The organism is [Chlorobium] sp. 445, from assembly GCA_002763895.1.
Taxonomy (GTDB): Bacteria; Bacteroidota; Chlorobiia; order Chlorobiales; family Thermochlorobacteraceae; genus Thermochlorobacter.
Genome location: NSLH01000046.1, coordinates 1 through 12,995 on the forward strand (window position 1 = coordinate 1; position 12,995 = coordinate 12,995).

Annotated in this window: 17 protein-coding genes, 1 tRNA gene and 1 pseudogene; 8 read left to right on the plus strand and 11 right to left on the minus strand. The window is 47.4% G+C overall.

What is annotated here, in order from left to right; translation table 11 throughout:
• The 7 genes from CMR00_12075 to CMR00_12105 form a co-directional block, all read left to right on the plus strand.
• Window positions 1-120 (plus strand): peptidase S8 (locus tag CMR00_12075; protein ID PIO47107.1); only part of this gene is annotated, 120 nt, incomplete at its 5' end.
• 154 nt (window positions 121-274) lie between these two features.
• Entirely contained in the window at window positions 275-487 is a 213-nt protein-coding gene (locus CMR00_12080; GenBank protein PIO47108.1) for a hypothetical protein, read from the plus strand.
• Between the two features lie 162 nt (window positions 488-649).
• The gene (locus CMR00_12085; protein ID PIO47109.1) at window positions 650-1,168 is read left to right on the plus strand and encodes an NADH-quinone oxidoreductase subunit J; all 519 of its coding nucleotides are present in this window, start codon (window positions 650-652) and stop codon (window positions 1,166-1,168) included.
• A gap of 6 nt (window positions 1,169-1,174) precedes the next feature.
• Window positions 1,175-2,200, plus strand: coding sequence for a BMP family ABC transporter substrate-binding protein (locus CMR00_12090; GenBank protein ID PIO47110.1), 1,026 nt, complete (start codon window positions 1,175-1,177; stop codon window positions 2,198-2,200).
• A gap of 42 nt (window positions 2,201-2,242) precedes the next feature.
• Complete coding sequence (locus tag CMR00_12095; GenBank protein PIO47111.1) at window positions 2,243-2,764, plus strand: hypothetical protein; 522 nt, start codon at window positions 2,243-2,245, stop codon at window positions 2,762-2,764.
• A gap of 335 nt (window positions 2,765-3,099) precedes the next feature.
• Entirely contained in the window at window positions 3,100-3,516 is a 417-nt protein-coding gene (locus CMR00_12100; protein ID PIO47112.1) for a hypothetical protein, read from the plus strand.
• An 88-nt stretch (window positions 3,517-3,604) separates the two neighbouring features.
• Window positions 3,605-4,606 carry an epimerase gene (locus CMR00_12105; GenBank protein ID PIO47113.1) on the plus strand — a complete coding sequence of 334 codons (1,002 nt, stop codon included), beginning with the start codon at window positions 3,605-3,607 and terminating at the stop codon, window positions 4,604-4,606.
• Window positions 4,607-4,677: 71 nt separating this feature from the next.
• On the opposite strand, the gene CMR00_12110 is transcribed toward CMR00_12105, so the two are convergent.
• The 9 genes and pseudogenes from CMR00_12110 to CMR00_12150 all read right to left on the minus strand — a co-directional run bounded on the left by CMR00_12110 (window position 4,678) and on the right by CMR00_12150 (window position 10,336).
• Entirely contained in the window at window positions 4,678-4,968 is a 291-nt protein-coding gene (locus CMR00_12110) for a hypothetical protein (protein PIO47114.1), read from the minus strand.
• Window positions 4,959-5,087, minus strand: a complete 129-nt coding sequence (locus CMR00_12115) for a hypothetical protein (GenBank protein PIO47122.1) — start codon at window positions 5,085-5,087, stop codon at window positions 4,959-4,961. Before CMR00_12115 ends, CMR00_12110 begins: the two co-directional genes overlap by 10 nt.
• Window positions 5,009-5,782 (minus strand): hypothetical protein, encoded by a 774-nt coding sequence (locus CMR00_12120; protein PIO47115.1) that lies wholly within the window; start codon window positions 5,780-5,782, stop codon window positions 5,009-5,011. The genes CMR00_12115 and CMR00_12120 overlap by 79 nt, the downstream gene beginning before the upstream one ends.
• A gap of 31 nt (window positions 5,783-5,813) precedes the next feature.
• Entirely contained in the window at window positions 5,814-6,110 is a 297-nt protein-coding gene (locus tag CMR00_12125; protein PIO47123.1) for a hypothetical protein, read from the minus strand.
• 75 nt (window positions 6,111-6,185) lie between these two features.
• A complete protein-coding gene (locus tag CMR00_12130; GenBank protein PIO47116.1) occupies window positions 6,186-7,286 on the minus strand; it encodes an iron-sulfur cluster carrier protein ApbC in 1,101 nt (366 codons plus the stop codon).
• A gap of 33 nt (window positions 7,287-7,319) precedes the next feature.
• Entirely contained in the window at window positions 7,320-7,703 is a 384-nt protein-coding gene (locus CMR00_12135; GenBank protein PIO47117.1) for a hypothetical protein, read from the minus strand.
• 124 nt (window positions 7,704-7,827) lie between these two features.
• Complete coding sequence (locus tag CMR00_12140) at window positions 7,828-9,006, minus strand: phytoene dehydrogenase (protein PIO47118.1); 1,179 nt, start codon at window positions 9,004-9,006, stop codon at window positions 7,828-7,830.
• Window positions 8,853-9,302 (minus strand): hypothetical protein, encoded by a 450-nt coding sequence (locus CMR00_12145; protein PIO47119.1) that lies wholly within the window; start codon window positions 9,300-9,302, stop codon window positions 8,853-8,855. Before CMR00_12145 ends, CMR00_12140 begins: the two co-directional genes overlap by 154 nt.
• Window positions 9,303-9,311: 9 nt before the next feature.
• A pseudogene (locus CMR00_12150) lies at window positions 9,312-10,336 on the minus strand (rod shape-determining protein).
• Window positions 10,337-10,487: 151 nt separating this feature from the next.
• On the opposite strand from CMR00_12150, the gene CMR00_12155 reads away from it, so the two are divergent.
• A tRNA-Met gene (locus CMR00_12155) sits at window positions 10,488-10,564 on the plus strand.
• A 381-nt stretch (window positions 10,565-10,945) separates the two neighbouring features.
• On the opposite strand, the gene CMR00_12160 is transcribed toward CMR00_12155, so the two are convergent.
• The gene (locus CMR00_12160; GenBank protein PIO47120.1) at window positions 10,946-11,341 is read right to left on the minus strand and encodes a hypothetical protein; all 396 of its coding nucleotides are present in this window, start codon (window positions 11,339-11,341) and stop codon (window positions 10,946-10,948) included.
• Between the two features lie 161 nt (window positions 11,342-11,502).
• Entirely contained in the window at window positions 11,503-12,897 is a 1,395-nt protein-coding gene (locus CMR00_12165; GenBank protein ID PIO47121.1) for a zeta-carotene desaturase, read from the minus strand.
• Between the last annotated feature and the right edge of the window lie 98 nt (window positions 12,898-12,995).

A 12,995-nucleotide genomic window follows, 5' to 3' on the forward strand; every position in this document is an offset into this window, starting at 1 on the left:
CAAGTTGCAGGGCGCTATCAAGCCTCGTTCAACGCCGCAGGGCTATCGAGCGGAGCATATTTCTACCGCTTGCAAGCCGGCTCATTTACCAAAACCATGAAAATGATGCTCGTCAAATAAGTTCAAGTACATTTTAATTTTTACAACCCAAACATAATCCTACGATGAAAAGCATATTTTGTATCATGGTTATGTGCGCACGTCCGTTCAACCTGTGCGGGTACCAGCACAGGATGAGGGTCGCTACAAAATCAGGCAAATAATATCGGCTACGGTGGAGGTGCCTATATTGCCTTTGGCTGCCTTTGGTGCAAATTTCCCGCTCGTGCCACAGGTCAATTTTGAATACATTCTCGCTGACAACGCTTTTGGCGAAGGGACAGGGTCGTTCGGACTCGGTGCCGTCGGTGGCGTGGAGCTCTACTCTATCGAGAGTTCTAATGTGACCGCATTTATCTGCCAGCGTGCAAGCAAAAGCGAAGTTTGACCCCTACATCGGTCTGATACACCGCAACGGGCAGACGCACTGAGCCTGCCCTTTTTGTTTTCAGTTTGTTTTCAGCACTTTTTTCATTGCTGCAGTTTGACTAACTTTGTGCTGTGCTGCAAAGCGCATATCAGAAAAAACTGCCAAGTTGTTTTTAGACCGATGGATCTCTCGGCGTTTCTCTTCATTTTCTTAGGGGCGCAAATTGTCGTTGCGTCTGTCGGTACGGTCTGGTCGCGCAACCCTGTTACCAGTGCCTTGTTTCTCGTGCTCAATTTCTTTTCCCTTGGCGGCTTATACTTGCTTTTGCAGGCACAGTTCATTGCGGTTGTGCAAGTGCTGGTTTATGCGGGCGCCATCATGGTGCTCTTTCTTTTCACGATTATGCTGCTGAATCTGGATGATGAGCGTACTCTTTCTGAAAAGTTTGACCTCAAAAAAGGCTTTGTGGTGCTTTTAGGGGCGGTGCTTCTTGTTGAAATGCTCTACATTCTAAGCCTAAAATTAGACCTCCCTCTTAAACACAGCGGACTGACCGCAGAGCAAATTGGAGAGGCAAAATTTATCGGACGCGAGCTCTTGACGAATTTCCTCTTCCCGTTTGAAATCGTCTCAGCGCTTTTGCTGCTTGCTATTGTCGGCGCAGTCGTTCTGTCCAAAAAACAACTCAAACCGTCCTAAAACATTATGAAAGCAACTGGTGCGCTATTTCTTTTCGTGCTTGTGCTCTTTGTTGCAAGTTGCGCTCCCAAGAAAGATGGTTCGAAGACTGTAGAGCCCAGCAGTAGCGCTGCGTTCAAGGTTGGCTTAGTGTTTGATGTTGGCGGCAGAGGCGATAAGTCGTTCAACGATGCGGCGTTTGCGGGCTTGGAGCGCGCTGTACAGGATTTTTCTCTCAAACTCGAGTACATTGAGCCCGGCGCTGGCGCTGACCGCAAAACCGCACTTGAGCAACTTGCTGCACAGCCTGAAGTCAAACTGATCGTGGGCGCCGGCTTTATCTTCACTGACGATATCACCGAAGTTGCACTGGCTTTCCCAGACAAAAATTTTGCTTGCATTGATTACACTCTGGATACGACACGCAAAATTCCAGACAACTTACTGCCAATTCTTTTCAAGGAAGAAGAAGGTTCATTTTTGGTCGGTGCGCTGGCTGCACTGATAAGCCAGACCGGCGTGATTGGCTTCGTAGGCGGTATGGATTCACCACTCATCAAAAAATTTGAGCGTGGCTACATCAATGGCGCAAAATACGTGCGTCCAGATATTCAAGTTGAAGTAGGCTATGCTGGTCTTAGTGGCGAAGGCTTTAACAATCCCGTCAAGGGCAAGGAATTAGCACTGATTCAGTACGGGCGCAATGCCGATGTGATTTATCATGCCTCTGGCAAAACAGGTGATGGCGTCTTTGATGCCGCTCGCGAAAAGCAAAAATTTGCTATCGGTGTGGATATGAACCAAGAAGATGCTGCGCCTGGACTTGTCCTGACAAGTATGGTCAAACTGGTCGATAATGCCGTCTATGAAGTGGCACGTGCAGTCAAGGATGGTACCTTCAAAGGCGGGCAACCGCTCGTCTTAGGTCTTGCTGCCAAGGGAGTTGATTATGTCTATAACGACAAAAACAAGGCGCTGATTCCAGACGATGTACGGGCAAAAGTTGAAGAACTGCGCGCAAAGATTATCAACGGCGAACTTCAGCCGCTCTGAGCTTAGAGTTTTTCTCAAATAACCATCAATCACTCAATTGTTATGAAAAAAATCTTTTCTCTCTCGCTTGTTTTAACCGCTATGTGGTTCTTTGGTTGCGGTCCCAGTAAAGAACAACTGCAGACACTTGAAGACATTAAGAAACTTGCTAGCGAGACTTCCGCTTTGCACGACAGTTTCATGAAGGAGCATCAGAAAGAAGATGAAGAGCACCGAAAGATGGAGCAGAAATATGATTCGCTTAAAGCGGCTGGCAAATCCACACCTGCCTTAGACTCAATGGCTGCTGCACACAAAGCCATTCTTGCACAGCATGAATCTACGATACAAGCGCACATGGAAAAAATCAAGTCCTTCGATGATGTGGTCAAGAAATATAGCACGAAAATTGGCGAGCTTGCCGAGATGAAAAAAGCCCTTGAGCAGATGCAGAAGGACGCAGAAGAAATTAAGGCGGCTTGCGAGAAAATGAAACAAGAACATGCACAGATCAATGCTGACCACAAGCAGTTCGGTGATATGACAACGGCGGCTACGGCGCCCGCCCCATCTGCAAAGAAATAACGCCACTAATTTTGTATTTTTGCCAAGAGCATGGTCGATGCGTCTGAGACATCCAATGTCCGCGCTACTTTCCATGAAAGACTGTGAATAAACATTATGCGGTTTTGCAGTCCGCTTTAACTTGCTCTAAACATGAGATACACTTGGCTTTTGAGTTTTTCTTTGCTCGGCTTTTGTGCTGGGCTACTAATGGGTTGTCAGCCACCAGAGGCAAATCGGTTGCTTGCCAGTGAAATTGAGCAGTTTGTTGCAGCAATGGAACAAGAGATTGCCAAATTTGAAGGCAATCAAAATTATCTGAATGCTGAGCAAAAAAAGTTCAACGAAAAAATGCTGTGCTCAAAAAGAAACTTGGTAAAAATGATTCTACATACAATGCGCTTGCCAAAGCCCACCAAAAAGTTGTGGATGAACACGAAAGCAAGCTCACCGCGCTCAAAGACCTTGTCGAAGCAAGCAAACAGCTCATCCCCAAGTTGCAAGATGGTTCCTTTGCTTTTGACCGTCGCTTAATTGAAGAAGACTTCAAAGGTGGTACGATCGAAGGCAAAGCCTTTGATGGCTTCAAGCAACGGTCTGATAAACTGCGCGAAGAGCTTAGCAACTTTATGCCTAAGCATGAAGAACTTGAGCAGCGTATCGCACTTTACGAGCAAAAACTTGATAGTCTTGAGCGCGCCGCAAAGGTTTCGGAATCGGAAACAGCACCACGTCAAACTCCTCAAAGCCCGAGATCACGCAGAACAAGATAATTGTCATTTCAGCAAGGCGAACTTCGTTCTCGCAGGTCAAAAATGAACATCTGCTCTAGCGAGAACTAACATTGAAAAAGGAGGTAGTATGAGCGTTCTTGTTACCGGCGCCACAGGGTTCATTGGCTCGACGCTAGCGCGTAAGCTGGTTCAACGTGGCGAAAAAGTGGCGCTGCTTGTACGCAAGCCGTCTAAACTTCATGCGATTGAAGACATCTTGGATTCCGTTGAACTACGGTACGGCGATGTTACAGATCTCGAGTCGCTGAAATCTGCCACACGCGGTATAGACTACATTTACCACTGCGCTGGAAAAGCCTACATCGGTCCTCGGAGAACTCAAGAACTTTATGCCATCAATGTGCAGGGCACGAAGAATGTGATTGCGGCTGCTGAACAAAATCATGTCAAGCGGCTGGTCTATACAAGCTCTATCTCTGCTATCGGCATTACGGGCACCAAGCAACCCGCTGATGAAACGCAGCCCTGGAACTTGGACAAACTTAATGTCCCCTACTACATTAGCAAACATCTTGCTGAAGAAGAAGTCCGCAAAGCTGCTCAAAATCGGCTCGACTGCGTAATTGTCAACCCAAGCTATGTCTTTGGTGCCGGTGATATCAACTTCAATGCCGGTCAGCTGATTCGTGATCTTTACTATCACAAAATTCCTGTCTATCCTACAGGCGGCATTTGTGTCGCTGATGTTGACGATGTAGCTGAAGGACATATTGCTGCGATGGAGCGCGGTAAAACGGGAGAGCGCTACATCTTAGGCGGTGAAAATTTAACCTACAAACACGTTTTCGATATTATTTGCCGTGTTGTTGGTGCACCCAAAGTTTTAATTCCACTTTCCGAGAGCATTGTCAAAATCTTCTTAGCCCTCACCGCACAGGCACGGCGCTTGCATCGTATCACGGCGCTAGCGAACCGCGAAATTTTACTTTCTGCGACCAAGTTTTTCTACTTCAGCTCTGAGAAAGCCAAGCGCGAGTTAGGATTTGATAATCGCCACAGCGTTGGCGATGCTTTTGTTGAGACCATTGCGCGCGCCTTTTCATGGTATCGCTCACGGCAGCTGATATGACGGCTTTGTTGCACACACGGCAGCGCGTGGCTTGCCGTGTGTCTTGATTTCATTGCGCTCTACCTGCACAGTCAGTGCAAGCGCTTGATAACAATATCCCAAAGGGATTGATTGAGCGGCAACACTAAGAGCCAATGCTCGAGCAGTGCCATCAGCGCCATCGTACCAATGATGGAAAATCCGACGCGTCGCCAAGCGGGTTCTTGTTCTTCCCCTGTTTTTTTCAGCAACTTCGTTACCAGCAGGGTGCAAAAGGTAATTGAGAACGGGAATAGCCAATTCATATGCGCAATGGTCATATACTGCGTCATATCGGCGACGGTATCGGGCACGAATTCGCGCCCTGTGTTTGCTACACCCAAAAAATATTGAGTTTAGCCGATTGATGCATAAACCAGTACATCAGAAACGTATAGACTCCGAATTTATTTTTGCGCCAATTGAGAGCAGCAGCATCAGCACAACTAAGCCCAGCACCAATCCTTCATGATAAAGACTGCGGTGAATAGCTTTGAAGAATCCAATTACTGAGGGTCCCACTGTGAAGATCGGTCGCACTTGCGGTCCTACAATATAGCCTGTATAGAAACTGACTTCCACAAATGCCCAGATGATTGAGCCCGCCGTGAAGGTTATGAATGCGCCCATCACAGTTTCAGATTGTCGGTGCGTGTAAAGCATATAGATTGCACCCAGCATAAGTATGAGTGCTGCACTGAAGACGGTCGCTCGATAAGCAGGTTGGAAGTTAAAGTAAATAATCGCTGCTGTCGAGAGCCACCAAAACACGATTGAGTAGAGTGCACCGCCGCCAATTAGCAAGCGTAAGCGTGTTTCAGTCAGAGCAGGGCTTGCCAGTGTTTCTGCGGGGCGACTTGCTTGAGATTTTTCTTGGAGCAGGGCTTGAGGTGGTTCATTTTGAATTGCAAAAGGTTCATTGGCGTGCGTCAATTCGGACTCACGCACGGTCTTTACTGCCGACATACTTGATTCTCCTTTCAAATGTTTGCGCTTGTGCTCATTTGTGGCACTTTTGCGCCTTGAGCTTGCTGTGCTTAATTTAGCCCAAGCCGCACGCTTTTCAAAACAGAAAAGGTGCTGGATGTTGCGAGCGCTGCACTCTGTCGGGCAAATTTGGGTAATTTTGGGTTGAGGCGACAAAAAAAGCCCGAACATGTCGGGCTTTTCGGCGATTCTCTCTGACGTCTTAGGCAGTGGCTTCGACGCGAACGATTTCTGGGACTGCACGTTTGATTGCTTGCTCAACACCTGCTCGCAAGGTCATTGTAGACATTGGGCAAGAGCCGCAAGCACCCACCAAACGCAAATCCACCGTCATATCTTCGCGGATGCCAAGCATCTGGCAGTCGCCACCATCAGCCTGCAAGTATGGGCGAATGTTGTCCAAGGCTTCTTGCACTTTGAGGTAGATTGGGTTGTCGGCAGGCAAATAAGTGATTTCTGTTGCCTCCGTTCTGACTTCACCTTCAGGTTGCTGTGTCATTGTCATGTTCCTTTCGTTTTATTCTTACAAGAAAATTTTCTGTTAAGGTATTAAACGCCTGTCTGAAATCAAAGTTCAGATTTCGATTTCGAGTTTTGCTGCACCAATGCCGGCGTTCTTAATTGCAATCTGCTGTGCTAATTTCTCTGCGGACTCCATGAAGAGTCGGGCTTGCATAGATTCAGGATTGCGGATTACGATTGGAACACCTTCATCACCACCTTCGCGCACATCTTTGCTCAGCGGAATTTCGCCTAAGAAGGGCAGGTTGTGTTCTGCGGCAAGTCTTGCACCGCCGCCTTGTCCAAAGATATATTCTTTGCTGCCATCAGGGAGTGCGTAGTAACTCATATTTTCTAACACGCCTAGCACTGGCACTTTGACTTGCTCGAACATCGCAACGGCTTTGACAACATCCGCTAGTGCCACATCTTGTGGCGTGGTTACAACAACGGCACCTGTGAGTGGTGCAGCTTGTACAAGCGTCAGTTGAATATCTCCTGTGCCCGGCGGTAAATCAAAAAGCAGATAATCAAGTTCGTTCCATTCGACATCAGTCATAAATTGACGCAACGCCGATGAGACCATAGGACCGCGCCAGACTACCGCCGTTTTTTGATCGACCAAGAACCCGATTGACATCAACTTGACGCCGTATTTTTCAATCGGTACAATGGTTTTACCCAAGATCGCCGGCTTTTCATTTTTCAAGCCAAACATGGTTGGGATCGAAGGACCATAAATATCGGCATCAATTAAGCCAACTTTTGCTCCTGTTTTTGCAAGTGCGACGGAAAGATTCACTGCTACGGTCGACTTGCCTACGCCGCCTTTGCCTGATGCAACTGCAATCAAATTCTTGACGCGGCTGAGCGGATGGTTCGGGTTTGCTACTTGTGCTGCCATGGGATTGGCACTGGTTACGTTAGCGGTCATTTCAATCTCCACATTCTGCGCCTCTTTGACAAAATGCCGAATGGCATTGGTGCAAGCGTTTTTGATGAGGTCTTTGAGTGGACATGCCGGCGTGGTTAGCACCACTGTAAATGACACATTGTTCTGCGCATCGATTTTGATGTTTTTTACCATGTTGAGCGAGATGAGATCTTTGCCCAAGTCGGGCTCAATCACATTGCGCAGTGCATCCACAATTTGCCGTTCTGTGATGGTTGCCATAGTTAGTTTATTGTTAAGAGTTAAGTAAAAAATTCAATCTTGCGCTTCGCTTTCACTCAAATCATTTTGTCCGAGTCTGCGCAGCGCTTTGAAAATAAGTTCGCGGTGACGCAGCGTTTCTATTTTTACCGAAATTGCAAGTGTGCCAATAAATACCAAAAACAGTACAGATGCTGTAAGCGCCGAGGTCTCAGGTATACCAAATTTTGTCCAAACAAAAAGCACGCTGACAAAGCCTACCCAGAGTCCTGCTAGCAACCAGCGAAAGCGTATCGAGCGCTGATTGAGTCGGCGCAGTTCTTCATCAATAAAGCGCATATCCAAACTCTCTTTCAGATACGCTTGCTCGCGGTAATTTAACTTACCTAATTCGCGCAGTAAGAGTGACTTAACGGATTGCTCACGCAGCGACAGCATGCTTTCATGTTAGTTCAGCTTACACACAGCACAAATGTTTTTTCTGCCTGAGTCGTTTCCTATCGTCTGCTTTTGGCTGCCGGCTCAATTTGCACTGAATACTGCATGAGTGCACAGTCTGTCTTTATTGCAAATCTTGCATCAGCAGTTCGGCAGCAAATTTGCCTGAGAGCGTAACCATGGGTGTACCGCCGCCAGGGTGCGCACTGCCTGTGGCTAAGTAAAGGCGTTTAATGAAGGGCGAACGATTCTTCGGACGCAAAAATGCGGCGCTGCGTGAGTTAGACGAGACCCCATAAATTGAGCCTCGATAGGCATTGAACTTCTGCTTCAAATCCAGCGGCGTAAGCATAGCTTCAAACTCAATGTAGGACTCAATGTCAGCAAAACCCACCGCTTTTAATCGCTCAATAACTACATGGCGATACGCTGTTTTTTGCTGCTCCCAGTCAAAGGCTTCAGAGAGGTAGGGCGCATTGACCAACACGAACCAATTCTCCTTACCTTTTGGCGCTTGTCCGACATCACTTTTACTAGAAATTGAGATATAAATGGTCGGCTCGCTTGGGGGCACACGGTGCGTAAAAATCTCTGCAAATTCGTTGTAGTAATCGCTACTAAAAAAAATGTTGTGATGCCATAGTTGCGGATGCTCTTTTGCGATACCTAAACACAAGACAAAGCCAGAGCATGAGGCTTCTAAATTTGCAAGACGCTTTGGAAGATGCTTAGCATTTGGTAGCAGGTCTTGATAGAGATGCAGAGCATCATCGTTTGAGACAATGGCATCGGCATAGACGTGCTCGCCACTTTGGAGTTCAATGCCAGTTGCGGTGTTATTGTGCAGCACAAGGCGCTTGACCTCTTGTCCGAAGTGCAGTGTTGCTCCAAGCTCTTCTGCTAAGCGTTGGTAGGCTTCTGCCAAGCGGTACATTCCGCCTTTCACATAAAATCCGCCGAAGGCAAGTTCTACAAAGGGGATCACATTGAGTGTAGCAGGTGCAAGGTAGGGTGAAGCGCCAACATAGGTTGGGAATCGGTCGAGGAATTGTACCATGCGCTTGTCGCTGAAAAACCTTGCATTGCTCTGGTGTACTGTTGAAAACGCATCAATTTGGAAAAACTGGAGCGGGTTTGTCTTGAAGAGTCTTAGGAGACTGAAGGGATTGTAGATAAAGTTGTCTGCTGTTGCTTCATAAATTTTTTGATGTAGGCAAAGTAGCGCTCGAAGTTTTCTTTCTCTGTTGGAAAGACACGTGCAATTTCTTTGCGCAAACGCTGCAGGTCGCAGTAAGCCGTAAATTCAGAGCCGTCAGCAAAAAAGTATTTGCATGCGGCTTCAAGGGGTAAAAGTGTCAGGTAATCGGAGAGTTTTTTGCCTACATCTTGAAAGAGCGCCTCGAACACAAAAGGCATGGTGATGAGTGTCGGACCGGTGTCAAAGCGATAGCAGCCATTAGGCGAACGTAGTTCTTGCATTTTGCCGCCTACCGCATGATTGCGCTCAAAGATATGCACTTCATAGTTGTGATAGGCAAGCCGGATAGCTGCGGCAAGTCCGCCCAGCCCTGCACCTATCACGATGACTTTTTTTCGCACGTGTTTTGTCTATCGCTTCGTTTTCACCAAGATGTTCCTAAACTTGTCCAAGTCCTCTAAAATTTTGCCTGTGCCACGCGCTACTGCTGTCAGCGGGTCATCGCCGACATAGACTGGCAGTTTTGTCTCTTGACTAATACGCTTGTCCAAGCCTTTGATAAGTGCGCCACCGCCAGTTAGAATAATGCCTCGATCAAGAATATCTGCGGCAAGTTCAGGCGGGGTTGTCTCCAGACATCGGCGTACCGCATTGACAATCTGCGAGATGGGTTCAGCAATCGCTTCACGAATTTCAGGCGAACTGACATCGCGCTGCTCTGGCAAACTGGTTACGAGGTTTCGACCTTTGACTGTTGCGATAAGTTCTTCTTCGAGCTCATATGCCGAGCCGATTTTGATTTTGATTTCTTCAGCAGTGCGCTCGCCAATAGCAAGATTGTACGTTTTGCGGAAATACTGCAGAATGGTATTGGTGATTTCGTTGCCTGCCACACGAATCGATTCACCTGCGGCAATACCTGAGAGCGAGATCACTGCAATGTCCGACGTTCCGCCACCAATATCAACCACCATATTGCCGTAGGGGGCATCAATATCCAAGCCATGTCCAATGGCTGCCGCCATAGGTTCTGCGACGAGATAGACTTCTTTTGCGCCAGCATGCTCTGCTGAATCACGCACGGCTCGCTTTTCGACTTCCGTGATGCCCGAAGGAATGCCAATGACCATGCGGCGCAGCGACCCCGAAAAATCTTTCAAAATTTTTTGATGAGCCCACGAATCAATTCTTCTGCTGCTTCATAGTCAGCAATCACGCCGTCGCCAAGCGGTTTAACAGTGATAATATCGCGATGTGTTTTCTCGTGCATTTGCCGCGCTTCATGTCCAATTGCTACAACCGCGCGCGTATTCCGATCAAATGCAACAATAGAGGGTTCATTTAAGACGATGCCTTTACCACGCACATGCACGAGCGTATTTGCCGTGCCTAAGTCAATTGCTATATCTTTTGACCAAAAGTCGAGAATGCCCATTGATGATGTGAAATGAAGAGAGGCTTTTATTGCCCCTTGCGCCCCTGATATTTTTGCACTGCAAATTTACTCCAAAAACTAAGCGAGGACAAATTTTCGCGGTGCTCTTTAATAGTTTGCAAGAATTGTTATATTTGTGCCCTGATTTTTTGGTGAGATAGCTCAGTTGGTTAGAGCACAGGATTCATAACCCTGAGGTCGAGGGTTCGACTCCCTCTCTCACCACAACTGATTTTCCTCAATTCTCTGCGTTGTCAAGGTTGACTCCCCCTAGACGCCTTCCTGTGAATTGATTTTTCAAGGTCTTTGCGTATTTGCAACCCAAGAGATTGCTGCTTTGCACCGCACCTTGTTTTACTTTTCAGACCTTGCTTTTCCAACTATGCGTAGTCATTGCACACCAGTGCCTTGCAGCATAAATAAAACCTGCTTTTGCTCGGCAGATTCGTGCAGGGCGACGTGTCATGGATAGACATGGTACGCCTTACCCTGCGTTGTTGCGCTTTAGCCTGCTATGCCGATTTGCAGTCGTCACGCATCATGCTTTCTTCTATGCGCATTGCCTAATTTGGCATCAGTCGGTTGCGCTTTTCGGCTTCCAGTTCATATCTAACAGCTCTTTGAGCGTAAAGAATGTAACCTTTGCCGCCCAACAAGTTCGTGGAATTTTCTGACATTGATATCAAAGACGCAATTGAACTCTGCTAAGGCTTTCTCTAGCTTCGATTCAGCATATTTGAGATAGGTCAGTTGTGTTTCGGTTGGCGCATCCCACGACGATGAGAGTGAGTTTAACACACCAGACAGCTGCGGCAAGGCTTGATTATCTCCCCTGAACATACCTTGACGAGCTTGAGGCAGCATAAATTTTTCAGCCAGCAATTTGAGTGTCTTTTTCAGTGTGTTAGCCTCGCGCCTAAGTTGAGCGGCTGTACTATCTTTGTGTTCTTGCACTTGCTCACGGACCATTTCCACGGCGCAATTAGCTTGCTGAATGCGCGACATGGCTTCAGCTACGACTCTCATTTTAATCTTGCACACTTACCCTTACATCGTATTTTTTTGCGCTCTTCAAGTGAGATGTTGTAGCGCGCGTCAGGCAAGACTTCCACACTTGCAGTGTGTGCAACGATAACGTAGAGCCGCAAACTTAGTCCCAGACAACCTTAGGACATTTCATATGCAGTTTGTTTTTGGCGATTGATCTTAGCAGAGAGTTTTTCAGCAACACTCTTGCCTGAAAGTGCTGCGCCTTCCATTGACGCCAGATATTTCTGATAGGTGTAGTCGCCGCAGAGAAAAAAGTTGTCGATTGGAGAGCATTGGTCGGGACGGTAGCGATCGACGCCGGGCACTGCTTTATAGACCGATTCTGGAATTTTGACCAGTGTTGATTTGAGCAGTGTCGCTTCGCGTGCTTTTGGAAAGAGTGTGTAGAGTTCCTCTAACACGCGCGCAATGATTAGCTCGTTTGGTAGTGCCATCAAATGATGCGCTGGTGCGAGCACCAAACTCAGCACACTGCCGCCTGTGGCTGTGCCTTGCCCTGCCTGATAATCTTCTGGACAGGTAATCGAGACATCGGCAAAGGTGGCAAAAGTTGTGCCGTGCGCAAACATCAAGTTGTTTGTATCGGTGATTTTTCTGTCGAACCACAATTGACAATTTGCCACAGGGCTACCGACGAAGTGAAAAAGGTTGTAGAAATAATCATATTCAAGCCATGCTTTAGGCAGGAGTTTCTTCAAACTATGCACAGGCATTGCAGAGATATACGCATCGGCTTCAATGACTTGTCCATTGCTGAGCAATGCACCAGAGATTGTCTTATCGGGATTGAGCTGAAACTCTTTTAGGCGCGCACCAAGGAAAATTTTTCCGCCTTTGCTCTCAATGTAGCGGCGCATAGGTTCAATCATGCTCTCACCCGGATTTGCTTTGAAGAAGGCAAAGCGTGCATCCTCATAATTGCGCCCGAAGTAGTTGAAAATCGTGGTCATCGGTCGCGCAGAGATAACATTAGGCTCGATAAAGTTGAGTGCCAGCGAAATCGGTCGCCAGAGTCGTTGCAATGAGTTCTCTGTGCATCGGTGTCGCGCATGCCAATCAGCGTATGTGATGTGGTCTTGTGAGCGGAAGTATTCTTCATTGCCGAAGAGCAGCAGCGGTAAGAGTCCCCATACCAGCGAGAGTTTATCGCGCCATGTAATCACATCGGTTTTGAGACCGCCAACGAGTTCTGCCAGCGGGCTTGGTAAGCCTTTTGCTTTCTCAAAGCGTGTTTGTTTGCCATTTTTTTCAGCGTAAATCAGCGCTAAGTCTTTCCACTCAATGTTATTTTCGGCACCGATTTTCTTCATCAGCGCCTGCAGTTCTTTGTAGCCTCCAAAGATGACATGCAATCCTGACTCAATTGAATCGCCTTCATGGTCTTTCCAGACGGAGACTTTACCACCCAACACTGTGCGCTTTTCATAAAGCCAGACCTCATAGCCCTTATCGAGCAAGTAAATTGCGGCGCTCAGTCCAGCTACGCCGCCCCCGAAAATTGCAACTTTCATAGTTTGTCTAACATGCAATGGTTTATGCTGTATGCTCGCATCACTTGATACTGAAAACAGAGAGCACGCGCTGAGCGTTTTGTCGGTGCATATTTTCA

Excerpts from the sequence above, each read along its gene's own strand:
- CMR00_12085 (PIO47109.1), top strand. The coding sequence starts at position 650 with ATGGATCTCTCGGCGTTTCTCTTCATTTTCTTAGGGGCGCAAATTGTC.
- CMR00_12090 (PIO47110.1), top strand. The coding sequence starts at position 1,175 with ATGAAAGCAACTGGTGCGCTATTTCTTTTCGTGCTTGTGCTCTTTGTT.
- CMR00_12095 (PIO47111.1), top strand. The coding sequence starts at position 2,243 with ATGAAAAAAATCTTTTCTCTCTCGCTTGTTTTAACCGCTATGTGGTTC.
- CMR00_12105 (PIO47113.1), top strand. The coding sequence starts at position 3,605 with ATGAGCGTTCTTGTTACCGGCGCCACAGGGTTCATTGGCTCGACGCTA.
- CMR00_12120 (PIO47115.1), bottom strand. The coding sequence starts at position 5,782 with ATGTTCGGGCTTTTTTTGTCGCCTCAACCCAAAATTACCCAAATTTGC.
- CMR00_12125 (PIO47123.1), bottom strand. The coding sequence starts at position 6,110 with ATGACACAGCAACCTGAAGGTGAAGTCAGAACGGAGGCAACAGAAATC.
- CMR00_12130 (PIO47116.1), bottom strand. The coding sequence starts at position 7,286 with ATGGCAACCATCACAGAACGGCAAATTGTGGATGCACTGCGCAATGTG.
- CMR00_12135 (PIO47117.1), bottom strand. The coding sequence starts at position 7,703 with ATGCTGTCGCTGCGTGAGCAATCCGTTAAGTCACTCTTACTGCGCGAA.
- CMR00_12160 (PIO47120.1), bottom strand. The coding sequence starts at position 11,341 with ATGTCGCGCATTCAGCAAGCTAATTGCGCCGTGGAAATGGTCCGTGAG.
- CMR00_12165 (PIO47121.1), bottom strand. The coding sequence starts at position 12,897 with ATGAAAGTTGCAATTTTCGGGGGCGGCGTAGCTGGACTGAGCGCCGCA.